Raw genomic sequence first — 23,318 nt, forward strand, 5'->3', positions numbered from 1 at the left:
GTTGTCAATCCAGCCCTTCGAGCAACGGGACGAAACTCACCGCGCCCAGTTCCTCGCGGTCCAGGCCCTTTTTCGTCTTCGTTACCCGCACGAGTTGCTGATGCAGACCCGCATGCTCGGGGGCGACCAGCACGCCGCCGACATCGAGCTGCTCGTAGAGCTGGTCGGGAATACGGCCGCCCGCCGTGACCAAAATGGCGTCGAACGGCGCCTGCGAAGGCCATCCCTCCATGCCGTCGGCATGGCGGGTGTAGACATTGTGCAGACCCATGCGGTGGAAGCGCTGTCGCGCACTTCGCTGCAGTTCACCGATGCGCTCGGTGGTGAAGACCTTGTCCGCCAGTCGCGCCAGGATGGCGGCCTGGTAGCCCGATCCGGTGCCAATCTCGAGCACCTTGCCGAGGGGCTCGTCACGCATCACCGCCTGGGTCATCATGGCCACGACGTAGGGCTGCGAAATGGTCTGGCCACGGCCGATGGGCAGGGCCGTGTCCTCGTAGGCGCGCGACGACAATGCCTCGTCGACGAACAGGTGGCGCGGCGTGTTGAGCATGGCTTCCAGCACACGCTCATCGCGAATCCCCTCCTCGCGCAGGCGTCGAATCAGGCGCTGGCGCGTCCCTTCCGACGTCATGCCAATACCGCTCGAACTCATCATTGCGCCTGGCGATACCGTCCGCTGTTGAGTTCGTCGATCCACTGACTCACGTCATCCAGGGCCTGATAGCGCGTCAGATCGACGTGAATCGGGGTCACCGACACGTAGCAATTGCGAACCGCGTGGAAGTCAGTGCCGGGACCGTTGTCCTCCTCGGTGCCGGCCGGACCGATCCAGAAAAAGCGGCGACCGCGCGGGTCCTCGATGGGAATCACGTCCTCAGAACGGTGACGATGTCCCAGACGCGTTGTTTCGAAGCCCTTGATTTCTCCCCACGGCAGGTCGGGTACATTGACGTTGAGGATGGTGTCGGCCGGCAGGGGTTTTTCCTTCAGCTGCGCCATCAGCAGGCAGGCGGCCTCGGCAGCCGTCTCGTAGTGATGCGGTTCCCCGTCGGAATAGGCCAGGGACACGGCCATGGCCGGCAGTCCGAGGAAGCGGCCTTCCATGGCCGCGGCAACGGTGCCGGAATAAAGCACGTCGTCGGCCAGGTTGGCCCCGGCATTGATACCCGAGACCACCATGTCCGGCTCCTCGCCGAGCAGACCGGTAATGGCGACGTGAACGCAGTCGGTCGGTGTACCGTAGACCTTGAACACGCCGTCGCGACGCTTCTCGACACGGATCGGGCGATCGAGGGTGAGCGAATTGCTGGCGCCGGAACGGTCACGATCGGGCGCAACCACGGTAACCTGATCGGAGTGGTCGACCAGGCGTTCGGACAACAAGCGGATGCCGGGCGCGTGAAGCCCGTCGTCATTGGCAATCAGAATATGCATGCTTGAACCGGAAGGTCAAAGCCATAACTATAAACCAAGAGCGCACCCGGGGAGCCCCCATGAACGAATCCGATGACGACATCGACCTGTTCCGCTCCTCAGTCGGCGAGGTACGCCGGATTCGCAGTGAGCGCGACCACTCCCGGCCGGCGCCACCGCCACCGAAACCGAGCCAGCGCGAACGCGACGAGGCCCAGGTCATGGACGATCTGGCCCACGGCCCGATCGACTTTGCCAGCATCGAAACCGGCGAGGAAATCAGCTATTTGCGCCCGGGACTGCAAAAGCGCGTCTTGACGCGCCTGCGACGCGGACACTGGCGCGTGGAAGACGAACTGGACCTGCACCAGATGAACCTCGAGGCGGCCACGGCCTCCATCCGGCGCTTCCTGATCGAGGCCGATCGCGACCGAATGAGTTGCGTGCGCATCATCCACGGCAAGGGATTGCGCTCGGGGCCGGCAGGGCCGCAGCTCAAGCGGCTGACCGCCAAGCTGCTGAGCCGCCACGATCGCGTGGCCGCTTTCGCTTCCGCCCCACCACACGACGGCGGCACGGGTGCGGTCTACGTCCTGCTGCGTGCGCGGCGATGAGCGGGCTGGAAGGGCCCTTCGCCGCGTTGCTGGCACTTGCGGCAGCGATCGTGTTCTGGCTGTCCGCCGTCAATGCCCGCGACCGGGCGCGCGACCTGGCCCGCAACTTCTGCCAGCGCCAGGGCTGGCAGTTGCTCGACCAGACCGTTGCGCTGCGATCACTGCGCCCGGTGAGAACCCCGGACGGGCTGCGCTGGCAAAGACGCTATCGCTTCGATTTCAGCCCCGAAGGCACGGGGCGGCGAGCGGGGGAACTGACCCTGATGGGTCGGCGGGTGATTCGGATCTGGGGAGAGACCGAAGAGAGCGGTGTGGTGATTGAAGAAGGGAAAGTGTGAAGTGTGAAGTGTAAAGTGTAAAGTTGGTGCCAATCAGCAGGATGGCTTCTCTTCTTCACACTTCACACTGAACACATCACACTTTATTTAACCACCTTCAGATTCGGCCTGGACTTCCGATCCGGCTTGTCGTCGCCATCGGAGTCTTCCGCGCCCTGCTCGCCGGATCCGTCTTCCTCATCCTCGTCGACCGGAAACATCATGCCCCGGCCGTTTTCGCGTGCATAGACGGCCTCGACCGCGCTCATCGGTACGGTAACCGCCTGTGATACGCCGCCGAAGCGTGCCACGAAGGTGACCATCTCGCTGTCGATGAGCAGGTCCCGGACTGCGCCTGGTGAGATATTGAGCACGACCCGCCCGTCCTGGATGCTCGACGGGGGGACCTCCAGGCCAGGCTGCTCGGCATCGACCAGCAGGTGGGGCGTCAAGCCGCTGTCGACGATCCACTCGTTGACGGCGCGAACCAGGTACGGTCGGCTCGAAAGCACGGCTTACTCGCCCTCCCGCAGGATGCGCTCGGGCTCGGTCAAACTGCGCTTGAACGAATCCCGCGCGAACATCCGTTCCATGTACTTGAGGGTATTCGGCGCCTTCTTGGCCGTCAGGTCGACCCCGTAGGCCGGCAAACGCCACAACAGCGGCACCAGGGCGCAGTCGACCAGCGACAGTTCGTCACTGAGCAGGAAGGTGCGCAATCCGAACAGGTCGTCGGAGGCAATGATGCTCTCGCGCAACTGTTTCTTGGCGGAGGCGACCTTTTTTTGCCCGCTGGAGGTCTCGATGATCTTGGCCGGCTCGATCCAGTCGCGGTTGATGCGATACATCGCGAGTCGCAAGTAGGCGCGGGAAAGTGGATCGACCGGCATCAGGGGCGGATGCGGATAACGCTCGTCGAGATACTCCGTCACCACCCAGGTGCCGTAAAGCTTGAGATCCTTGTCGACCAGTGTCGGCGTCTCGCCATATGGATTGAGCTCGGCCAGGTCGGCCGAGGCCGCACGATCCTGCTCGACGTGGATGATCTCCACGTTGATGCCCTTTTCCGCCAGCACGAACCTGACCCGATGGCAATCCAGGCAGTTCTCGGATGAATATAAAGCCATCATAAGCCAGCTACTCCATTGGCCGGTGTACCGGTTCGAACGCCTTCACGCAGGATCACTTCTTCACGTCCTTCCAGTACTCCTGGTAAAGCAGCCAGGCGAGGCCGGTAAAAATGACCAGAAACAGCAACACCCAGATACCCATCTTCTCACGCTTGAGCACGGCCGGCTCGGCGGCATACTCCATAAAGGCCACGAGGTCGCGAACGTGATCGCTGTACTCCTCCGGCGACAGCGTGCCCGCTTCGTCGAGTTCCAGGTCAACGATCTCGACGCGCTCGACGCCTTCTTCATTGGTATGGGACTCGGTGATGGGGCGCTGGATGCCCTGCAGTTCCCACAGCACATGCGGCATGGAAGCGTTGGGCATGACGGTATTGTTCCAGCCGTCCTCGGTCAGGTAGAAACTCTTGAGATAGCTGTAGATCCAGTCGGGACCACGCGAGCGTGCCGTCAGGGTCAGATCCGGCGGCGCAATACCGAACCATTCCTCGGCCTCGTCGGCGTCCATGGCGCTGAGCATTGGATCGGATACTTCCTGACTACCGCTGAGCAGGAACTGCTGGACCTGCTCCTCGCTCAAGTCGAGATCTTCGACCAAACGGTTGTAGCGCAGGTACTGCATGGAGTGGCAGCCCAGACAATAGTTGACGTACATCGCCGCACCGCGCTGCAGCGAGGCCTTGTCATGCACGTTGATATCGGCATTTTCCAGGCCTTCGCCACCGGCGGCGGCAAATGCTAGGCCGGACGCCAGCATGGCGGCTGCTGCAAGAAAGTTTCTGAGTCTCATCACTTGGTCACCCGATCCGGTTCCGGTTTGGTTTTCTCGAACTTGGTCACGAACGGCAACAGCACGAAAAACGCGAAGTAGTACGCCGTCCAGATACGTGACTCGAGTGTCTGGATCGGCGTGCCGTCACCCAGCGCCAGCATGCCCAGGCGAATGAAGCCGACCACGAAAAGTGCCAGCATGATCTTGCTCGGCAGGCCTTTGTAGCGGATCGAACGCACCTTCGAGCGGTCCAGCCAGGGCAGGAAGAACAGCACAAAAATAGCCGCACCCATGACCATGACGCCCAGGAACTTGTCGGGTACGGCCCTGAGCATGGCGTAGTAGGGCGTGAAATACCACACCGGCACGATGTGCTCGGGCGTGACCAGCGGGTCGGCCGGTACGAAGTTGTCCGGCTCGAGGAACAAGCCACCCATTTCCGGCGCATAGAACAGCACGAAGGCGAACAGAATCAGGAAGACCCCGACCCCGAACAGATCCTTGACCGTGTAGTAGGGATGGAAGGGAATGCCGTCCAGCGGACGACCCTTCTCGTCCTTGTGCTTCTTGATCTCGACACCGTCGGGATTGTTGGAGCCGACCTCGTGCAACGCCACCAGGTGCAAAACGACCAGCGCCAGCAGCGCCAGCGGCATGGCCACCACGTGGAGCGCAAAGAAGCGGTTGAGCGTGGCGTTGGAGATCATGTAGTCGCCGCGGATCCACTCGACCAGGACATCGCCGACTTCCGGAATGGCCCCGAACAGCGAAATGATCACCTGCGCCCCCCAGTAGGACATCTGGCCCCACGGCAGCACGTAGCCCATGAAGGCTTCGGCCATCATCACCAGCAGGATGAGCACGCCGAGAATCCAGATCAGTTCGCGCGGCTTGCGGTACGAGCCGTACAGCAATGCGCGAAACATGTGCAAATACACCAGGATGAAGAAAAACGAGGCGCCGGTGGAGTGCATGTAGCGAATCAGCCACCCCCACTCGACGTCGCGCATGATGAACTCGACCGAGCCGAAGGCCATGTCGGCATGCGGCGTGTAGAACATGGTCAGCCAGATCCCGGTCACCAGCTGGATGACCAGAACCACGATTGCCAGGGAACCGAAGTAATACCAGAGATTGAAATTCTTCGGAGCGTAGTATTCGGTCAGGTGCTCCCGCCAGGTCTTGCTGACCGGCAGTCGCTCGTCGACCCAGGCCCCGACGGCCTGAACGTTCTTGCTGAGGTTGCTCGCGGGCTTGGCCATGATCACGCTGCTCCTTCGGGACCGACACCGATCATGACGGTGCTGTCGTCGACGAAATGATACGGGGGAATCACGAGATTCAGCTGGGCCGGCACACCGCTGTAGACGCGCCCGGCCAGGTCGAACTTGGAACGGTGACAGGGGCAGAAAAAGCCGCCGCGCCACTCGGCGTCGAACGGCTGCGCCTCGACTTCCGGCAACACCTGCGGAATACAGCCCAGGTGCGTGCAGTGAATGTTGGCCACCAGATACTCGGGCTTGATCGATCGATGTTCGTTCTGCGCATACTCCGGCTGCTGGGTCGCCACCTCGGATTGCGGGTCGGCCAGCTTTTCGTTGAGATCGGGCAGGTCGTCGATCATGCGCTCACTGCGACGCATGATGCCGATGGTCTGACCGCGCCATACAACGCGCATCATCTGGCCCGGCTCCAGATTGCCGATATTGACTTCGACCGGCGCGCCGACGAGACGGGCCTTGGCGCTCGGTTTCCAGGATGCCGCGAACGGCCAGATGGCCAGACCGGCGCCGACGGCACCCACCACGCCCGTCGTCCAGATCAACAGACGACGCCGGCCGGGATTCTCCGGCGGCTGCGTGGAAGCAAGATCAGTTTCCGACATGGAACACTCCCAATGGCAAGATCAAGATAACAAGCTCAGGATCACAAGTTCATTCATAACCGCCGGACAGGTTTACTCCTGGCGCTGCCTGGAGACGCTCTAACCGAAAGCGCCTGCAAAGACCATCCCAGGCATCGACCACCCAAATTCCGGAACGAGAAGGCAATCAGCCGGCTATTTTAGCGAAAAATTAAGCAAATACTCAATTCCGCGCTGGTATCCTTTCAAAATTGGGACGACGATACCAGAACGCATCGAAACCGCCCGGGGCTTTTTTCGGCGGAACGCCCACCTAGAAACAGTCACTTAGTCTGACAGACTCGCCTGAGCCAAGTCCATGACGCGCATCATTCATTTCGCCGTGCAGTTCGTGATCATCGGATTGGCCGTGGCTTTCCTGCTGGTTTGGCTGCGGCCCGAACTGCTCCCGGCCGGTCGCCAACAGGCGGCCAGCCCTGCCACTTCCTATGCCGACGCCGTCAACCGCACCGCGAGGTCGGTCGTCAGCGTCTACACCCGCACCATGGTCACCGAACCGCTCGGGCCGGAGTTTTCCGACCCACTGTTCAACCGACTCTACCGCGACCGCACGGTCACCCGCCCCCGTCGCGGCCTCGGTTCCGGCGTGATCATCTCCAGCGATGGCCTGGTGCTGACCACCCAGCACGTCATCTCCGACGTCGACGACATCCTGGTCGCGCTCTGGGACGGGCGTGTCGCCGATGCCAGCGTGGTCGGCTCCGACCCTGCCACCGACCTCGCCCTGCTGAGGGTGAACCTGGACGACCTGCCCGTGGCCTCGCTGGCCGAAGACGACGATCTGCGCACCGGCGATGTGGTGCTGGCCATCGGCAACGCTTTCGGCCTGAGCCACACCGTGACCATGGGCATCGTCAGCGCCACCAGCCGAGGGCATCTCAGCCTGGCTTCAACCGAGGATTTCATCCAGACCGACGCGGCGATCAACGCCGGCAATTCCGGTGGCGCCCTGATCAACCCGGACGGCGAAGTCGTCGGCATCAACAGCGCCTCGATGGGCCAGGAAACCGGCGCCCAGGGCATATCTTTCGCCATTCCCGCCTCGGTCGTGCGACGCGTGACCGAACAGATCATCGAGTACGGGCGGGTTACCCGGGGCTGGATGGGCGCGGAACTGACCGACGTCAGCCTGCGCCTGGCCACCGCTGAAACCCTGCAGCCCGGCGCCCGCGTCAGCCAGGTTCACCGCGACAGTCCCGCCTGGAAGGCCGGCCTGCAGCGCGGCGACGTGCTCATCAGCGCAGGCGGTCAGCAGGTTCGCAGCGCCCGCGAGCTGATGCAGCGCATTGCCGGTACCGAACCGGGCTCCGAGTTGGAACTGGAAGTCCTGCGCGGCAACCAGGTCTTCACCACCAGCGTGGAACTGATACAGCAGCCGCCACCGCAGGGGTGAACGAGGTTCGCTGGTTCGCTTGTTGGCTGGTTTGCTGGTTCGGCGCGGAAGGCATTGCGGGGCCGCTACGCGGCGGAGTCAGGGTGCAGATTCATGCGCCCGCACTGTAGACGCGGCCATGCCGCCCACCGCTGGGTGACGATGCCGAACAAGCAAACCAGCGAACAAGCAAACCAGCCAACGAATTAAATTTCGGAGTCATGCGATAATCCGCCGCCCGCACACCCGAACCAGAGCCACCCAAAACGATGAGCATAAAGTCCGACCGCTGGATTCGCACCATGGCCGCCGAACACGGCATGATCGAGCCGTTCGAGCCCGGGCAGATCCGGCAGTCCGAGGATGGACGCAAGATCGTGTCCTACGGCACCTCGAGCTACGGCTACGACGGGCGCTGTGCCAACGAATTCAAGATCTTCACCAACATCAACACCGCCATCGTCGACCCGAAATCCTTCGACGAGAAGAGCTTTGTCGACTTCACCGGTGATGTCTGCATCATTCCGCCCAACTCTTTCGCGCTGGCACGCACGGTCGAGTACTTCCGCATCCCCCGAAACGTGCTCACCATCTGCCTGGGCAAGTCGACCTACGCGCGCTGCGGCATCATCGTCAATGTGACGCCGCTCGAACCGGAGTGGGAAGGCCACGTCACGCTCGAGTTCTCCAACACCACCCCACTGCCCGCACGGGTCTACGCCAACGAAGGCGTGGCCCAGTTCCTGTTCCTGGAATCCGACGAGCCCTGTGAGACTTCCTACGCCGATCGGGCCGGCAAGTACATGGGACAGCGCGGCGTCACCTTGCCGAAAGCCTGAAAAGTCAAAAGCTTTGGAACCACGGAAGACACAGAATTCACGGAAGTAACAAGGAGAGATTCGATCGAGAAATTCGAACCAAGCATGCTTTTATGTTCCTTGCATTCCGTGATTTCCGTGGTTAACCGGTTTTTTTCCGATCCCGGAAGTGTCTAGTCCGTAATCTTGATCTTCGGCATCCTGACCTTCGCCTCGCGCGAGTGGGTCGACAGGCGACCGGCGACGCGGCGGGCGATTTCGCGAAAGCGCAGGGCCGCCGGATGCTCGGGCGCGGCAGCCACGATCGGCGTGCCCTCGTCGGTCGTGCGTCCCACCTCCGAGACGAGCGGCAACTGGCCCAGATTGGGTACACCGATCTCGCGGGCGATGCGCTCACCACCGCCGCTGCCGAAGACCGCATCCTCGTGGCCGCAGTTGGAGCAGATGTGAGTGCTCATGTTCTCGATCACGCCCAGCACCGGCACCTTGACCTTGTTGAACATGGACACGGCCCGACGCACGTCGTCCACGGCGACTTCCTGCGGCGTGGTCACGGTGACCGCCCCGGCCACGGGAATGCGCTGGGCCAGGGTGAGCTGGATATCGCCGGTTCCCGGCGGCAGGTCGACGACCAGGTAGTCGAGCCCTTCCCAGAGGGTCTCGGATACCATCTGCTGTAGTGCCTGGGTCGCCATCGGGCCGCGCCAGATCATCGCCTGATCGGCATCGACCAGCACCCCGATGCTCATCACCTGCAGGCCGTGGGCCTGCATCGGCAGGATGCGGCGGTTCTCGGTTGTTTCCGGACCGCCTTTCAGTCCCAGCATACGCGGCTGACTGGGACCGTAGATGTCGGCATCGAGCACGCCCACACGGGCGCCCTCGGCCGCCAGGGCCAGCGCCAGATTGGCGCTGACGGTGGACTTGCCCACACCGCCCTTGCCGGATGCGACGGCAATCACGTTGCGAACGCCTTCGACCGGATCGAGGCCACCCTGCACGGCATGCTGGGGAATCTGCCAGTCGATCTCGACGGTTGCCTCGTCGACCTCGCCTTCGGCACACAACCGCTCGGTGATTATCCCGGCCAGTTCGTCGCGCCAGCCCGCCGCCGGATAGGCCAGGCGGATATCCACCGCCGCGCGTCGATCACGCACGGCCACGCCGCGCACCGCATCGCCCAGCGGGCGACCGGTATTGGGATCCTCGATCGCTGCGACGAGTGACTTGCCTTCCTCGTTATTCATGTCCGAAATGCCCTGCCTGAATCTGGACCGATATTGTACCGGTTTGGCTGGTTCGCTGGCAGCCAACAAGCAAACGGTTCCAGTGCGTGCGATAATTTTGCCCACGTTCAAATCCTTCTCGAAATCCGACACCATGACCACCCCGCGCCGCATCCTGGTCACCGCCGCCCTGCCCTATGCCAACGGCTCGATTCACATGGGGCACATGCTCGAGTACATCCAGACCGACATCTGGGCACGGTTTCAGCGCGCCATGGGCAACGAGGTGGTTTTCGCCTGGGCCGACGATGCCCACGGTACGCCGATCATGTTGCGCGCCGAAAAGGAGGACACCAGCCCCGATGAGTTGATCGAGCGGATGCACGCCGAACACCTGAAGGATTTCGAGGACTTCGCCCTGTCCTTCGACAACTTCTCCTCGACGCATACGGACACGAACCGCGAACTGGTCGAGCGAATCTGGTCGGCACTGAAAGACCGCGACGTCGTCCGCACGGACACGATCGAGCAGTACTTCGACACCGAACGCAACATGTTCCTGCCCGACCGCTTCATCAAGGGCAGCTGCCCGCGCTGCGGTGCGGCGGACCAGTACGGTGATTCCTGCGAGTCCTGCGGCGCGACCTACGAACCGACCGAACTGACCGATCCCCGCTCGGTCGTCTCCGGCAGTACGCCCGTGATGAAGAAAACCGAACATTACTTTGTCACGCTGTCAGCCTTCAGCGACAGCCTTCGGGAATGGATCCGCTCCGGTGCCCTGCAGGAAGAGGTCGCCAACAAGCTCGAGGAATGGTTCGCCGACGGCCTGCGCGACTGGGACGTCACGCGGGACTCGCCCTATTTCGGTTTTCGCATTCCCAACACCGACGACAAGTTCTTCTACGTCTGGATGGATGCACCGGTCGGCTACCTGGCCAGCTTCATGGAAGTGTGCAAGCGACAAGGCTGGGATTTCGAAGACTGGATGCGACCCGACTCCAATGCCGAGATGCACCATTTCATCGGCAAGGACATCATTTATTTCCACTGCCTGTTCTGGCCGGCCATGCTCGAGGGTGCAGGCCTGAAGCGTCCGACCGGCGTCTACGCCCACGGCTTTTTGACGGTCAACGGCACCAAGATGTCGAAGTCGCGCGGCACCTTCATCATGGCGCGCACCTGGCTGGAGCACCTGCACCCGGACTATCTGCGCTATTACTTCGCCGCCAAACTCGGATCCGGCCTGGTCGATATCGACCTCAACTTCGAGGACTTCCGCTACCGGGTCAATTCCGACCTGGTCGGCAAGCTGGTCAACATCGCCAGTCGCTCGGCCGGCTTCATTCACAAGTTCGGCGGTGGCAAGCTGGCGGCCGAGCTGCCGGATCCTGAACTGCACCAGCGCTTCGTCGGTGAGCACCTGGCCATTACCGAGGACTTCGAAAAGCGCAACTTCCATGCCGCCATCCGCCGCATCATGGCCCTGGCCGACGAGGCCAACGTCTACATCAACGAGCATGAGCCCTGGAAGCTGGCCAAGCAGGAAGGCCGCGAAGACGAAGTCGTAGCCATCTGCACCCAGGCCCTCAACCTGTTCCGGCTGCTGATGACCTGGCTCTCGCCGGTGATTCCGCAAACCGCCGGGAAGGCCGCCGAGTTTCTCGGCACGCGCCTCGACGATTTCAACCTGATCGGCGATCCGCTGCTCGATCATGAAATCAACAAGTTCAGACCGCTGCTTCAACGGGTCGAGGAAAAACAGACCGATGCGCTCCTCGAAGCGAGCCGCGAATCACTGAGTAAATCCGGCCAATTGACAGACAGCCCCGAACAAGCCAACGAACCAGACAGTGAAGACGACGACATGATCCAGTTCGATGAATTCATGAAAGTGGACCTGCGCATCGCCCGCATCGAAAAGGCAGAGGAAATCGAGGGCGCCGACAAGCTGCTGCGCCTGCAGCTCGACCTGGGCGAGCTGGGCCAGCGCCAGGTCCTCGCCGGCATCCGCGGGTACTACGAACCCGGCGAACTCGACGGACGCCTGACCGTGGTGGTCGCCAATCTAGAACCGCGCAAGATGCGCTTCGGCACCTCTGAAGGCATGGTGTTGGCGGCCAGTGGCGAGGACGACCGGCCGTTTCTGCTTTCGCCGGACAGCGGCGCCGAGCCCGGCATGCGCATCAAGTGAATGAAAGAAAATGGAAACTAGAAAATAGTAAATAGTGAATAGAAAATGGACAGGAATCGAGTCCGCTTACAAGAGCAGTGACCTGCTGCGGAGTCGCTCTATTTTCTATTTTCTATTCTCTATTTTCTTGCAAACGCATGGACATCGCCCTCATCGTCATATCGGCCGCGCTGGTCAACAACTTTGTACTTGTCCAGTTCCTGGGCCTGTGCCCCTTCATGGGCGTGTCGAACAGTGTCTCGTCGGCCTTCGGCATGTCGGTGGCCACGGCATTCGTGCTCACCCTGGCTTCGGTGGCCAGTTACATGGTTACCGAGTGGCTGCTTGTACCGCTGGGCCTGGAGTACCTGCGCATCGTCGCCTTCATCCTGGTGATTGCCGCGCTGGTTCAGCTGACCGAGCTCTACATGCGTCACGCCGCACCCCTTCTGCATCGGGTGCTCGGTGTCTACTTGCCGCTGATCACCTCCAACTGCGCCGTACTCGGCGTGGCCCTGCTCAACGTGCGCGAGCAGCACAGCCTGGTCGAGTCGGCCTTCTACGGCTTCGGTGCCGCGCTCGGTTTCGGGCTGGTGCTGGTCATGCTGGCCGCCACGCGCGAGAAGCTCGCCATGGCCGACGTGCCGGCAAGTTTTCGCGGCGCGCCCATCGGCCTGATCACGGCCGGCCTGATGGCGCTGGCCTTCATGGGCTTCGCCGGGTTTGCGAAGCTGTAACCTCCCTTATCAGGGAGTCTCTGAACAACGACTGCTAAGATAGTCATCGAACCGGTCTCGACTCACTGAAGGAGCACAGTCATGAGAACCATCCTGCTATTCATCAGCATTTTCCTGCTGGCCGCCTGCAATTCCGAAACGGCCACCAGTCCCGATCAAGAGACAGCGTCGGCCGATACCGACACCCCGGCCGCGACCGAGCCTGCTTCGGAAGACGCCCAGGCGGAAACCACCCAACCTGAAGAGGAAGCCACCGCGTCCCCGAAAACGGCGGAAACACGCGACCGTGAGGCACCGCACCTGGAACCGGCCTTCGCGGGCCAGACGCGGGCACCCATCCCTGACGAGAGCGAAGACTGGACGCTCGAGACCGTGACCGAAGGCCTCGAACATCCCTGGGCGATCGAGTTTCTGCCCGACGGTTCGATGCTGGTGACCGAACGGCCCGGCCGCCTGCGCCACGTGAGCGCCGACGGAAACGTCTCCGAGCCGCTGGCCGGCGTGCCCGAAGTGGACAACCGCAGCCAGGGCGGCCTGCTGGACGTGGCGATCGCACCCGATTTCGAGTCGAGCCGCACGATCTTCCTGAGTTTCTCCGAACCGCATGAGGACGGGACCAACAATACCGCCCTGGCCCGCGCACGCCTGAAGGAGGACCGTTCCGGCCTCGAAGACATCGAGGTCATCTTCAGTCAGCAGCCGGCCGTGGAATCGACCGGGCACTTCGGCTCGCGCATCGTGTTTGAAGACGAAGACACGCTGTGGCTCACCATGGGTGACCGCCAGGGCCATCCGGTGCGCCAGAACGCGCAGGACCCGACCAACCATATCGGCACGATCGTGCGGTTGAATTTCGACGGCTCCGTGCCGCAGGACAATCCATTCGTCGATCACGAGCAAAATGCCCCCGAAATCTGGTCGTACGGCCACCGCAATATCCAGGCCGCGGCCAAGGATTCGGACGGTACCCTCTGGGCGATCGAGCACGGACCGCGCGGCGGTGACGAACTCAACCGCCCCGAAGCGGGCAAGAACTACGGCTGGCCGACCATCTCCTACGGCATCGAATATCGTGGCGGCGACGTCTACGAGGGCCGCACCGAAGCCGAGGGCATGGAGCAGCCGATCTATTTCTGGGATCCGGTGATCGCGCCGTCCGGCATGGATTTCTACACCGGCGAGGCCTTCGAAGCCTGGCAGGGCGACCTGTTCGTCGGGGGGCTGCGGGAAGAACGCGTCTCACGCCTGGTGCTGGACGGCAACCGGGTCGTGGGTGAGGAATGGCTGGAAATCGGCAGCCGGGTTCGCGACGTGAAGACCGGTCCGGACGGCGCCATCTACCTGGTCACCGACGAGTCCGACGGGCAGGTGCTGCGCATCGTGCCCGACAACGGCTAGAAATCTTGCGGCGGCCCGGCCTCGTCGCCGGGCCGCATTCCAACCGAGGGGACCCCGATCATGACAAACCGCAGCCCGGTGCTGCGCGAAGCCAGCATCAAGCCGGAAGTCATCCGCTATCAGATGTGGGGCACGGCCATCCTGGTGACCTGTACGGTGGTTGCAATTCCGCTCCTTCCCCTGATCCTGCCGATCGTTTACTACTTCACCAAACGCTATTACGCCCGGCTCGAGATCGTCCTGACCCGGCGCGATCTCAAGGTTCGCCGCGGCATCTGGAACGTGGAGGAAAAAAGCGTACCGCTGGAGAAGATTACCGACCTGGCCCTGAATCAGGGGCCGATCATGCGCTTGTTCGACATCAAGGGCATGAAGGTCGAAACGGCCGGTCAGTCGTCGGAAGGGGCACTGGTGACCATCGTCGGCATCGACGGCGTCGACGAGTTTCGCGACGCCGTTCTCGATCAGCGCGATCGCGTCAGCGACTGGCAGGAAGAGGATGAAGACGCCGCACGACCGCAAGCCGGTGCCCGCGAAGAGGCGACGGCGGGCTCGCTCGAAGTGCTCGGCGAGATCCGCGACAGCCTCAAGCGCATCGAACAAAACCTGGCCGGGCGGGCCGACTGATGTCCGAGCAAGACGACCCGGCCGGCAATTCCGATGAGTTGCCGTTTGCCGCTCCCTGCCGGCGCCTGTCCGCGATCGAGCCGTTCGGGTGGTTGCGTCTCGGCTGGGCCGACCTGAGGGCCGCACCCCGACAAAGCCTGTGCTACGGCGTGATCATGCTCTTGCTGAGCTATGGCATCACGGCGGCCACGTGGTTTTTCGGCAATATCGGACTCTACCTGGGGCTGGTCTCGGGATTCGTCTTCGTCGGGCCCTGGCTCGCCTTGACCCTGTACGCCATCAGCCGCCGGCTGGAGAACGGTCGGCGGGTCAGCCTGGGGCGCAGCATGGGCGATGCCGCGCGTGCGGTCGGCAACGCGCTGATCTTTGCCGTGATCCTGACGGTGGTATTCCTGGTCTGGGCCCGGGCGGCGACCATGGTGCACGTCTTCTTTCCGCCCACCGAGAACCCCGGCTGGTCGGAACTGCTGCCCTTTCTGGCCGTGGGCACGGCAGTGGGTGCGGTCTTCAGCGCAATCATTTTCGCCGCCAGCGCCTTCTCACTGCCGATGCTGATGGACCGCCGCACCGACACGGTCACCGCCGTTGTCACTTCGGTCAACGCCATATTGCGAAACAAGGGGGCGATGGCAGTGTGGGCCGCCATCATCGTGGGTTGCGTGGTGGTGGGTGCGGCCACAGCCTGGCTTGCCTTCATCGTGCTGCTGCCCTTGATCGGCCATGCAACCTGGCACGCCTACCGGCGCACTATCGACGCCAGCCAGTGGCCCCTGCTGGACTAATCAGCTTCTTCTTTCGTTTCGTGCTCGGTGCCCGGCTCGTGTTCCGGCGGGGAGTAGGTGGTATAGAGCTTCAGCATGCCCGAACCCGTGTTTTTGAAGTTGTGCCAGGTTCCCGACGGCACGATGCTGACATCGCCGGCGTGCACCGTCTCTTCACGATCGCCGATCTTGGCCACGCCTTCGCCGTCGACGAACCACAGCAGCTGGTCGTGACCTTCGTGCACCTCGCCGCCGATTTCATCGCCTTCAGGGATGGCCATCAGCACCAGCTGGCTGTTGCCACCCGTCCAGATCACCTTGCGGAACTCGTCGTTGTCCCGGGCCATCTGCACGATCGGAAGCGTTGTCTTGTCTGTTTCGCTCATTGCCTGTCCTCACTGTTCCCATGATTGCATTTGAATTGTCCCTGATTCCGGCCCCATGGCACTTGCTTCAAATCAACGGCCACGAAATGGATCCACACGCACTATCATGACCCCATGGTTACCGCCGTCCTGACACTGACCGCCATGGCGCTCGTCATAGGGGCCATCCTGCTGTGGGTCAGCCGCCGACTGGCGCCGGACGAGGACAGCCTGGTCGAGCAGATCAACGAGTGCCTGCCGCAGACTCAATGCGCACAATGCGGCTACCCGGGCTGCCGACCCTACGCACAGGCCATCGCCGACGGGGAGGCCGACATCAACCAGTGCCCGCCCGGTGGCGAGGAAGGTGTGAGAAAACTCGCCGAATTGCTCGACACCGAGCCCAAGCCGCTTGACGAGTCGCGCGGCGAGCACAAACCACCGATGGTCGCCGTGATCGACGAGGATCGCTGCATCGGCTGCACGCTTTGCATCCAGGCCTGCCCGGTCGATGCCATTCTGGGCGCGCAGCGGCAGATGCACACCGTCATCGCGGCCGAATGCACCGGTTGCGAGCTTTGCATCGAGCCCTGTCCGGTCGACTGTATCGACATGATCGAGGAATCCCGGCCCAGTACCTGGCCGCGACCACAACCGATCCCGATCCGGATCCGGGAGGCCGCGCATGGATGACCTGCTTCCCGGCGACCGCATCCACGGCTTTCCCGGCGGACTGAAACTCGAGCACCACAAGGCGGTCGCATGCGAGCGGCCGGTTGCACGTCCCCCCATGCCCGAGCGCCTGTTCATCCAGGTCGTGCAACACCAGGGTGAATCGGGCCGGATTGTGGTCGAACCCGGCGAGTGGGTGGCCAAAGGTCAGGCACTGACCGCAGCCGGCGACGATTTCATCGTTCCCGAGCACACGCCGAGCTCCGGCACGATCGAAGCGATCACCGACCACCCGGCCGCCTTCCCGCCGGGAGGCACACAGCAGGCCATCGTGCTCGTACCCGACGGCCGGGACGAGTGGACCGAGCGCAACCCGCTTTCCGACTGGCGCAATGCATCCGGGACGGCCATCGTCGACCACCTGCATCGAGCGGGCATGGCGGGACTCGGCGGCGCCATGTTTCCCACTGCGGCCAAGCTCCGTGGCGACTGGCCCGGTATCCACAGCGTCATTCTCAATGGCGCCGAGTGCGAGCCCTGGATCGCCTGCGACGAAATGCTCATGCGCGAACGCCCCCGCGACGTCATCGAAGGCGGCCTGATCCTGGCGCGCGCCGCCGGCGCCGAACGGGTCGTCATCGCCATCGAAGATCGCATGGGTGCGGTGGAGGCGAAACTGCGCGAGGCCCGCCGGGAACTCGACGCCGAGAGAAACGTGCGCATCCGCAAGGTCTTCACCGTCTATCCCGAAGGCGGCGAGCGCCAGATCATCCAGGCCCTGACCGGCCGCGAGGTGCCTCACGATGGCCTGCCCCAGGACCTCGGGGTCATCGTGCACAACGTCGGAACGGCCGCGACAGCCCGCGACGCGGTCGTCGAAGGCAGGCCGCTGATCGAGCGCATCGTCACCGTCACCGGGCCCGGAATCGCCGAGCCGCGCAACCTGCTGGCCCTCGTCGGAACACCCTTCAATCACCTGGTCGAGACCGCCGGCGGTTATCGCGGCGAGGTCACGCGGCTGATTCTCGGTGGACCGATGTCGGGCACGGCCCTGGCCAGCGACGAGATCCCGGTTACCAAGGGCAGCAACTGCGTCCTGGCCCTGACCGACAACGAAACCGCGCCGACGCAACCAACCCTGCCCTGCATCAACTGCGGCGAATGCGTCCGCGTCTGCCCGGCCCGTTTGCTGCCGCAGACCCTTTTCAGGCTGATCGAGGCCGAAAACTACGACGCCGCCGCCGATTATGACCTGCCTGACTGCATCGAATGCGGCTGTTGCGCGGCTGTTTGCCCGAGCCATATCCCACTGGTCGACTATTACAAACACGGCAAGGATGAACTGACCCGACGCCGACTCGACCGCCGCCGGGCGGCCCTGGCGAAGCGACGCTACGAGGCGCGGGAAGAACGACTGCGTCGCGAAAAGGAGGAGCGGCAGGCCAGGCGGAAGGAACGCGAAGAGAAGCTCAAGCGCCCGGAAGAGGCGCAGGACGAAATCCAGGCCGCAATCGAGCGAGCAAAGAGAAACAAGAAAACATGAAAACCTTTTGTCCACAGATGAACACGGATAAACACAGATTATTAATGATCCGTTCGATCAGTTCCGGTAGGTCTCACATAGGATCCAGCTCTGCGACAGCATCTGCCCTCATCCAATCAAGTTCTTTCATCTGTGTTCATCTGTGTTCATCTGTGGACAATATTTCAAGAAAAGAACAGCAATGAAATTCGAGCTTGCAGGTGCGCCTCATCAACCGCCCGCCGCCAGCGTGGGTGGGGTCATGCGGCAGGTGCTCTATGCGCTGGTGCCGGCGGTGGTCGCGCACGTGTGGTTTTTCGGTTACGGCATCCTGTTCCAGATCGCGCTTGCCGTCGCATTCGCGGTGGGCCTCGAGGCGGCGATGCTGAAGTTGCGCGATCGCCCCATTCGGCTGTTTCTGTCGGACTACAGCGCGGTGGTGACGGGCGTGCTGTTCGCCCTGTGCATGCCCCCGCTGGCACCCTGGTGGATCGCGGCAATCGGCATGTTGTTCGCAATCGTCATCGCCAAGCATCTCTATGGCGGGCTCGGCTACAACCTCTTCAACCCGGCCATGGTCGGCTTTGCCGCCGTCATCATCGCCTTCCCGCTGGAGCTGAGCCAGTGGGTGTTGCCCCGCTCCCTCTCGCCGGGCCTGCCCGGCCTGCTCGAAACAGCACAGGCCATATTCACCGGCCACCTTCCAGCCAAGCTGAACTGGGACGCCGTCACCGGCGCCACGCCGCTGGACGAACTTCGAACTGGCGTGCGCGAAAACCTGCTGGTCACCGAAATCCGAAATGCCCCGATCTTCGGCGACTTCGGCGGCCGGGGCTGGGAGTGGATCGCCAACTTCTACGCCCTGGGCGGAATCTACCTGCTGTGGAAGCGCGTCATCTCCTGGCATGTGCCCGTGGCCGTCCTCGCGACCACGATCATCGTCTCCGCACCGCTGTGGCTGCTCGGCCCCGACACCAACCCCTCGCCGCTGCAGCACATCTTCTCCGGCGCGCTGGTTCTGGGCGCGTTCTTCATCGCCACCGACCCGGTCAGCGGCTGCAGCACGCTGCGCGGCAAGCTCCTCTTTGGCGCCGGGGTCGCGATCCTTACCCTGGTCATCCGGCGCTGGGGCGGCTACCCCGACGGCGTCGCCTTCGCCATCCTGCTGATGAACATGACCGCCCCGCTGGTCGACCGACTGACCCGGCCGAGAACCTACGGGCACGGAAACAGCAGCTCGGGCTCATAGAGCAGCTGGCTCACTACCGGCTGATATTCGTGGTCTCGAAACGATCTGCGAATATGAAACCGGGGTCGGACGAGAGCGTGTAAGCGCTGGCCCGGGCAGCTTCGCTGGAATAGTAGTCAGCGGAGGGTGCCTTGCCCCAGGCGGAGAAGAAGTAGGTCGTATCGGAGGCCAATCCAGTTGCCTTCGCGCTCTCCGCCGACCCTTCGTACACCAGGATCGCATCTGGATCGGCAGGGCCCGAAGGCTCGGCGCCGGGGCGCGCGAGCACACGAAAGTGTTCTCCCTGACTGCCCGACCAGGATAGCGGGATCTCGGACTCCGTGGCGCTGCCCTGGTCGGCGGTTATGCTCAGCGGAACCGGCGGAGCGGCCCTGATCGCGAGGCTGGCCGCGTGCGCCCAGCCGTCCTGGGTGGCGTTCTTGCCGGCATCGCCAACGGCGTAGAGGGTGTAGCTGGTGCCCAACGGGGTGTCGTTCGGCATCGTCAGATTGACAGCATAGCTTGCGGCCCCGTCCTGGGGCAGCTTGAGTGCCTGGCTTTCGTTGGTATGTGTGATCTGCGTACCGCTATCGCCGGTCCTGGCCGGCTCGCCGCTGACGACACTGAAAACGGGTTGGTGAGAGGCATCATTGGTGATCGCGGCGGTGAACCCGACCTCGGCGTTCGCGATCTGGATCTCGGAGACGGTGATCAAGTACTCGACGGTCACACCGGGCAGAAGCGCCTCAGGGCCCGTCGACTGGGTGCTTACGCCTCCGGCCGAACCGTGGCAGCCGCCGCAGCCGTTGCCTACATCGCCGGGACGCAGGGTGCCGTCAAAATCTCCGGAGGAGGAGGCGAGTACTTCTTCAAAAGGCGCAAGCACCAACAGGCCGATAACGGCGCACACACAAGCTCTGGACATCGACACCGGAGTTCTCCCGTCTTGAGGACCTTCCCGGGTTCATGAGCGGGCAGAGACGCGCGGCGAAGTCCGCCGCGCGCCGCCCGGCGCTCAGAACTGACCGATCAGGGACTCGAAGCGATCCGAGAAGATCAGATCCAGGGGATCGCCGATGACCGGATCGTCCACCGGATCGGCGGGATCCCAGGTCCACTCCATGTAGGGGTCGGTGTACCAGATACGCCCGTAGCTGGTATCGGACAGGGGTTCGGGGAATGTCACTTCGGCGGTCGTGAACTGCGCCCAGGTGGAGTAGAGCGTATCGCCGGCCGGGCTCATGGCGAGGCTCGCCTCCTCTGCCGACACGTCGGAACCCGTCGTCAATCGATCAAACTCGTTGCAGAAGATCCCGAAGGTTTGCTTGTCGTCCGTGACTGCTGCCAGGCCAGGATCGCAAGTGGTGTCGTCACCGATCGTGGCTTCTGCTGAATTCACCTGGTAGTGGTCGCCATAGCCGACGGCTCGACCATAGAAGAGATCCAGCGCTTCGGCTTCGCCCTCGGCGACGGTGGTGTTGTCACCGGTTTCGTAGACGACGAAGAAGCGGGTCGGATTGAACTCGTCGGAATCCTCGTCGTAGACGCCGTCACCCGATGCACCGATGGTCTTCATCGTGGGCGGATCCGGCGCATAGCGCGGGTCGAGAACCGTGAACTTGTAGGTGGACGTACCCGTTTCCGAGCCCTGTAGCTGCGACACGTTGCGCGCCTGCTCCGGTGCTCCCGCCGCATAAGCGGTGCAGCGGCGCTCGGATTCAGGGGCGGTCGCGCCATCACGCATGAATTCGCAGGTGGCCGTCCCTTCACCGCCCCAACTGGCCGGCGTGGTGGTCCAGGAGCGACCGCCGTCGAAGGATCGCCGTATATAGAGTTCGTAGCGATCGTTGCCGTCGGCATTGCGCTTCCAGTTGGGCGACCAGGCATACATCACCACGATCATGTCGCGCCAGATGTAGCCGCGGTGCCCCTTGGCGACATCCAGCGGGTTGTACCAGCTTTGGTCGTCCAGGTTGCTGCCCAGATTAACACTGGTATCGAAGGTCCCGCATTCGGGCGAACCCGGGCACTGGATCCAGGTTTCCATCTTGTCGAAAACCTTCTGGTCTTCCGGGTTGTCGCTGGCGATGCCCTCTTCAGTAATGCTCGGGCAGACACCGTCACTGGTATCGTTTTCGCCGCCACCACCGGCCGCGCAATTCTCCGGGGTCGTACCCGAGAGATTGACCGCCGGTTCGTTGCAGATACCCTTGGGATAGTAGGGATTGGAGCCGTCGGCGAACAAGCGCTCGCTACAGACCAGGTTGTCGAAGTCGTACGGGTTGATCGACGCTCCCGAATCGACCAGGCGACGCGCCATGATGTCGGCCGGCCCACCCTGCTGCATCAAGCCTTGCTTGTACAGCGGGAAAGCGGTCAGTTTACTGCCGGCTTCCTCAGCTGCGGACAGCGGCTGGACCAGCAGGCTGCCGCGACGGGCGATTTCGGTGCGATAGATATCGAAATTGTAGTCCTCTCCGGCATCCACGCCGATGAAGTTCCACATGTCGACCGTACTCATCGGCGGGTGGGTTTCACCCGTGCGCCAGTCGATTTCCGGCTGGTTGAGCATGTTGCCCTGGGCGACCAGGTTCTTGACCAGGCCGGTTTCGGAGCTGTCGGCGCTGGTGGCGGGGCTGCCCATCTCGAAAGAGAAGTACCAGACGTTCTTGCCGATATCGGCAATCTCGCAGTTTTCCGCGCCTTCTGTACAGGGCGTCGCGGTCTCCACGCCGGTCTCGCCGACATCGAAGAAGAAGCGACCCAGGCCCTTGCTTTCCTCGGCGACCGCGACCACCCAGGCACCGACGGTTTCGCCCAGCTCGTTGGTTCTCGCCTGCAACGACATGCGGGCGCGCGTTGCGGCCGTGTTGGCCACGTTGGGCACACCATCCTCGCTGACGCAGATTTCGGTCGTGCCGCTGCCCTGGCCGGTGGGAATCACGACCGTATCGACACACTGATTCTTCAGGCCGTAATCCACCGCGGTGGCCGTGCAATAGGCGGGAACGCCGCCGGTTCCGTCGCCGCTGCCCGTGCAACGCGCGTTGTTGGTCATGCGCATCGGCACCGCGAAGGGCACGTAGGGCTTGGGCTTTTCGGTATTGGCCGGCCAGTAGGTAGCCAGATCTTCTGCCGTGCCGGCGTTGTCCACGGTTTCGAAGCGCTCGGCGGGCAGGAAGCTGTACCAGATATCGGTCTGGTTGTTGGCGATCGCACCGCTCCAACCTTCGCCCGGGCCTTCCCCCGAACCGGGCAGCAGGCCGCCCGGATCTTCCTGCCACACCAGTGCGACACCCGCGTCCTGGACAAAGGCGATCTCCACGCGGTTGACGTCACGACGGCCGGAGGTCAAACGCTCCGGCTTGTACCAGACCACATGAAAAGCCTCGGTAGCATCGCCGGTGCGGGGATCGTCCCCCTCCACGAGCACGCCACGAGCCGTCCACAGGCAGTTGTAGGGAACGACGCCCACCGTTGGGTAGCCCAATTCGGCGTAGTCGATAAGACCCTGCGAGCCGGCAACGCCGAACAGGTCGGTGAGATACAGGTCCGTGGCCGGGTCCGTGCCGATTTCCGTTGCAACTTCACTGAGCGTGGGCGTGGTGCCATCATCGAGTGCATAGGCCGGTGACCCCGAAGTGCAGTAACGGCTCTGCCAGGCCACGGCAATATGCCGGCCGGCCACTGCGTGGACGACGTTTGTCACGTCACCTGGATATTCCGGCACCGAGGTGGCGAATTCCGCCGCCGACTCGGACAGATTGGTCGTTTTCCAGGTCTGGCCGTCGTCCAGGCTGACGCCGGAATAGACATCCCGCTTGCCGTGTCCGGCGAAACCGCCGACGTTTTCGTCGCCCGCCGGCTCCGGCGAGTTGACCGCGCCATAGAGAAAGACGCTGATCGCCGGCTTGGCGTGGGCTCGCTCCTTTTCAAGGGTTGCCTCATCATCCGTCGTATACGGCACCGTCGTGGCCGTACCGTCGGAAGCCTGGGCGTCCACGTATTCCCTGAGATACTTGATAAAAACGTGATCGGCCTCGGGCGAATGCTCGGTGCCGTCGATCTCGAGTAATGACGAGTCCAGCGTGATGTTCTGGTTGATGTCTCGATTGATCGGGTCCCCGACCTGGGAAAACACTGAGGTCGAAAGCATCACGCCGGTGATCGCCGACGTCAGGGCCACGACCGAAAATCTGATATTGAACATTGAACGCTCCAAAGCGCCGAAAGGCGAAAAATTTCA

The 23,318-nt window shown here is 62.8% G+C and carries 23 protein-coding genes; 12 read left to right on the forward strand and 11 right to left on the reverse strand.

The annotated features are described in order from the left end of the window. Positions 1–4: 4 nt before the first annotated feature. Positions 5–658 (reverse strand): protein-L-isoaspartate(D-aspartate) O-methyltransferase, encoded by a 654-nt coding sequence (locus DZK26_RS08855; RefSeq protein WP_404976203.1) that lies wholly within the window; start codon positions 656–658, stop codon positions 5–7. Next, entirely contained in the window at positions 655–1,437 is a 783-nt protein-coding gene (gene surE, locus DZK26_RS08860; RefSeq protein WP_116896724.1) for a 5'/3'-nucleotidase SurE, read from the reverse strand. Before surE ends, DZK26_RS08855 begins: the two co-directional genes overlap by 4 nt. A 59-nt stretch (positions 1,438–1,496) precedes the next feature. Here surE and DZK26_RS08865 point away from each other — a divergent pair, with 59 nt between their 5' ends. Together DZK26_RS08865 and DZK26_RS08870 are read left to right on the forward strand one after the other, a co-directional pair. Continuing rightward, complete coding sequence (locus tag DZK26_RS08865) at positions 1,497–2,030, forward strand: Smr/MutS family protein (protein ID WP_116896723.1); 534 nt, start codon at positions 1,497–1,499, stop codon at positions 2,028–2,030. Continuing rightward, positions 2,027–2,368: a DUF3301 domain-containing protein gene (locus tag DZK26_RS08870; RefSeq protein WP_116896722.1), complete on the forward strand. Its 342-nt coding sequence runs from the start codon at positions 2,027–2,029 to the stop codon at positions 2,366–2,368. Before DZK26_RS08865 ends, DZK26_RS08870 begins: the two co-directional genes overlap by 4 nt. Positions 2,369–2,451: 83 nt before the next feature. Here the strand turns inward: DZK26_RS08870 and DZK26_RS08875 are convergent, their stop codons facing one another. Genes DZK26_RS08875 through petA form a run of 5 tightly spaced genes read right to left on the reverse strand, consistent with a single transcriptional unit; the run spans position 2,452 to position 6,134 of the window. Continuing rightward, positions 2,452–2,859: a ClpXP protease specificity-enhancing factor gene (locus DZK26_RS08875; protein ID WP_116896721.1), complete on the reverse strand. Its 408-nt coding sequence runs from the start codon at positions 2,857–2,859 to the stop codon at positions 2,452–2,454. Positions 2,860–2,862: 3 nt separating this feature from the next. Beyond that, positions 2,863–3,477 carry a glutathione S-transferase N-terminal domain-containing protein gene (locus DZK26_RS08880; protein ID WP_258870789.1) on the reverse strand — a complete coding sequence of 205 codons (615 nt, stop codon included), beginning with the start codon at positions 3,475–3,477 and terminating at the stop codon, positions 2,863–2,865. Positions 3,478–3,529: 52 nt separating this feature from the next. Then, a complete protein-coding gene (locus DZK26_RS08885; RefSeq protein ID WP_116896720.1) occupies positions 3,530–4,267 on the reverse strand; it encodes a cytochrome c1 in 738 nt (245 codons plus the stop codon). Then, a complete protein-coding gene (locus DZK26_RS08890; RefSeq protein WP_116896719.1) occupies positions 4,267–5,511 on the reverse strand; it encodes a cytochrome bc complex cytochrome b subunit in 1,245 nt (414 codons plus the stop codon). Before DZK26_RS08890 ends, DZK26_RS08885 begins: the two co-directional genes overlap by 1 nt. A gap of 2 nt (positions 5,512–5,513) precedes the next feature. Then, positions 5,514–6,134, reverse strand: coding sequence for a ubiquinol-cytochrome c reductase iron-sulfur subunit (gene petA / locus DZK26_RS08895; RefSeq protein ID WP_116896718.1), 621 nt, complete (start codon positions 6,132–6,134; stop codon positions 5,514–5,516). A gap of 337 nt (positions 6,135–6,471) precedes the next feature. Between petA and DZK26_RS08900 the strand changes: the two genes are divergently transcribed. Both DZK26_RS08900 and dcd read left to right on the forward strand, forming a co-directional pair. Further along, positions 6,472–7,566: a S1C family serine protease gene (locus DZK26_RS08900; RefSeq protein WP_116896717.1), complete on the forward strand. Its 1,095-nt coding sequence runs from the start codon at positions 6,472–6,474 to the stop codon at positions 7,564–7,566. Between the two features lie 248 nt (positions 7,567–7,814). After that, entirely contained in the window at positions 7,815–8,384 is a 570-nt protein-coding gene (dcd, locus tag DZK26_RS08905; RefSeq protein ID WP_116896716.1) for a dCTP deaminase, read from the forward strand. A 152-nt stretch (positions 8,385–8,536) separates the two neighbouring features. Here dcd and apbC read toward each other — a convergent pair whose 3' ends face one another. After that, positions 8,537–9,619, reverse strand: a complete 1,083-nt coding sequence (gene apbC, locus DZK26_RS08910; protein WP_258870794.1) for an iron-sulfur cluster carrier protein ApbC — start codon at positions 9,617–9,619, stop codon at positions 8,537–8,539. Positions 9,620–9,743: 124 nt separating this feature from the next. On the opposite strand from apbC, the gene metG reads away from it, so the two are divergent. From metG to DZK26_RS08935, 5 genes are all read left to right on the forward strand, one after another. Then, a complete protein-coding gene (metG, locus tag DZK26_RS08915) occupies positions 9,744–11,783 on the forward strand; it encodes a methionine--tRNA ligase (RefSeq protein ID WP_116896783.1) in 2,040 nt (679 codons plus the stop codon). 137 nt (positions 11,784–11,920) lie between these two features. After that, positions 11,921–12,499 (forward strand): electron transport complex subunit RsxA, encoded by a 579-nt coding sequence (rsxA, locus tag DZK26_RS08920; protein ID WP_116896714.1) that lies wholly within the window; start codon positions 11,921–11,923, stop codon positions 12,497–12,499. 81 nt (positions 12,500–12,580) lie between these two features. Further along, positions 12,581–13,897, forward strand: coding sequence for a PQQ-dependent sugar dehydrogenase (locus DZK26_RS08925; RefSeq protein WP_116896713.1), 1,317 nt, complete (start codon positions 12,581–12,583; stop codon positions 13,895–13,897). A 60-nt stretch (positions 13,898–13,957) separates the two neighbouring features. After that, positions 13,958–14,524, forward strand: a complete 567-nt coding sequence (locus tag DZK26_RS08930) for a PH domain-containing protein (RefSeq protein ID WP_116896712.1) — start codon at positions 13,958–13,960, stop codon at positions 14,522–14,524. Then, positions 14,524–15,306 carry a DUF2189 domain-containing protein gene (locus tag DZK26_RS08935; RefSeq protein WP_116896711.1) on the forward strand — a complete coding sequence of 261 codons (783 nt, stop codon included), beginning with the start codon at positions 14,524–14,526 and terminating at the stop codon, positions 15,304–15,306. Before DZK26_RS08930 ends, DZK26_RS08935 begins: the two co-directional genes overlap by 1 nt. Here DZK26_RS08935 and DZK26_RS08940 read toward each other — a convergent pair. Next, a complete protein-coding gene (locus tag DZK26_RS08940; protein WP_116896710.1) occupies positions 15,303–15,671 on the reverse strand; it encodes a cupin domain-containing protein in 369 nt (122 codons plus the stop codon). The genes DZK26_RS08935 and DZK26_RS08940 overlap by 4 nt on opposite strands. A gap of 114 nt (positions 15,672–15,785) precedes the next feature. Here DZK26_RS08940 and rsxB point away from each other — a divergent pair, with 114 nt between their 5' ends. From rsxB to DZK26_RS08955, 3 genes are all read left to right on the forward strand, one after another. Next, complete coding sequence (gene rsxB / locus DZK26_RS08945; RefSeq protein ID WP_116896709.1) at positions 15,786–16,343, forward strand: electron transport complex subunit RsxB; 558 nt, start codon at positions 15,786–15,788, stop codon at positions 16,341–16,343. After that, entirely contained in the window at positions 16,336–17,865 is a 1,530-nt protein-coding gene (rsxC, locus tag DZK26_RS08950; RefSeq protein ID WP_116896708.1) for an electron transport complex subunit RsxC, read from the forward strand. The genes rsxB and rsxC overlap by 8 nt, the downstream gene beginning before the upstream one ends. Before the next feature lie 181 nt (positions 17,866–18,046). Beyond that, a complete protein-coding gene (locus DZK26_RS08955) occupies positions 18,047–19,093 on the forward strand; it encodes an RnfABCDGE type electron transport complex subunit D (protein ID WP_116896707.1) in 1,047 nt (348 codons plus the stop codon). 13 nt (positions 19,094–19,106) lie between these two features. On the opposite strand, the gene DZK26_RS08960 is transcribed toward DZK26_RS08955, so the two are convergent. Continuing rightward, positions 19,107–19,997: a choice-of-anchor V domain-containing protein gene (locus tag DZK26_RS08960; RefSeq protein ID WP_181918212.1), complete on the reverse strand. Its 891-nt coding sequence runs from the start codon at positions 19,995–19,997 to the stop codon at positions 19,107–19,109. Between the two features lie 90 nt (positions 19,998–20,087). Then, entirely contained in the window at positions 20,088–23,282 is a 3,195-nt protein-coding gene (locus DZK26_RS08965) for a choice-of-anchor O protein (RefSeq protein WP_116896705.1), read from the reverse strand. Positions 23,283–23,318 lie beyond the last annotated feature (36 nt).

This window comes from Wenzhouxiangella sp. 15190, assembly GCF_003417465.1.
Lineage (GTDB): Bacteria > Pseudomonadota > Gammaproteobacteria > Xanthomonadales > Wenzhouxiangellaceae > Wenzhouxiangella.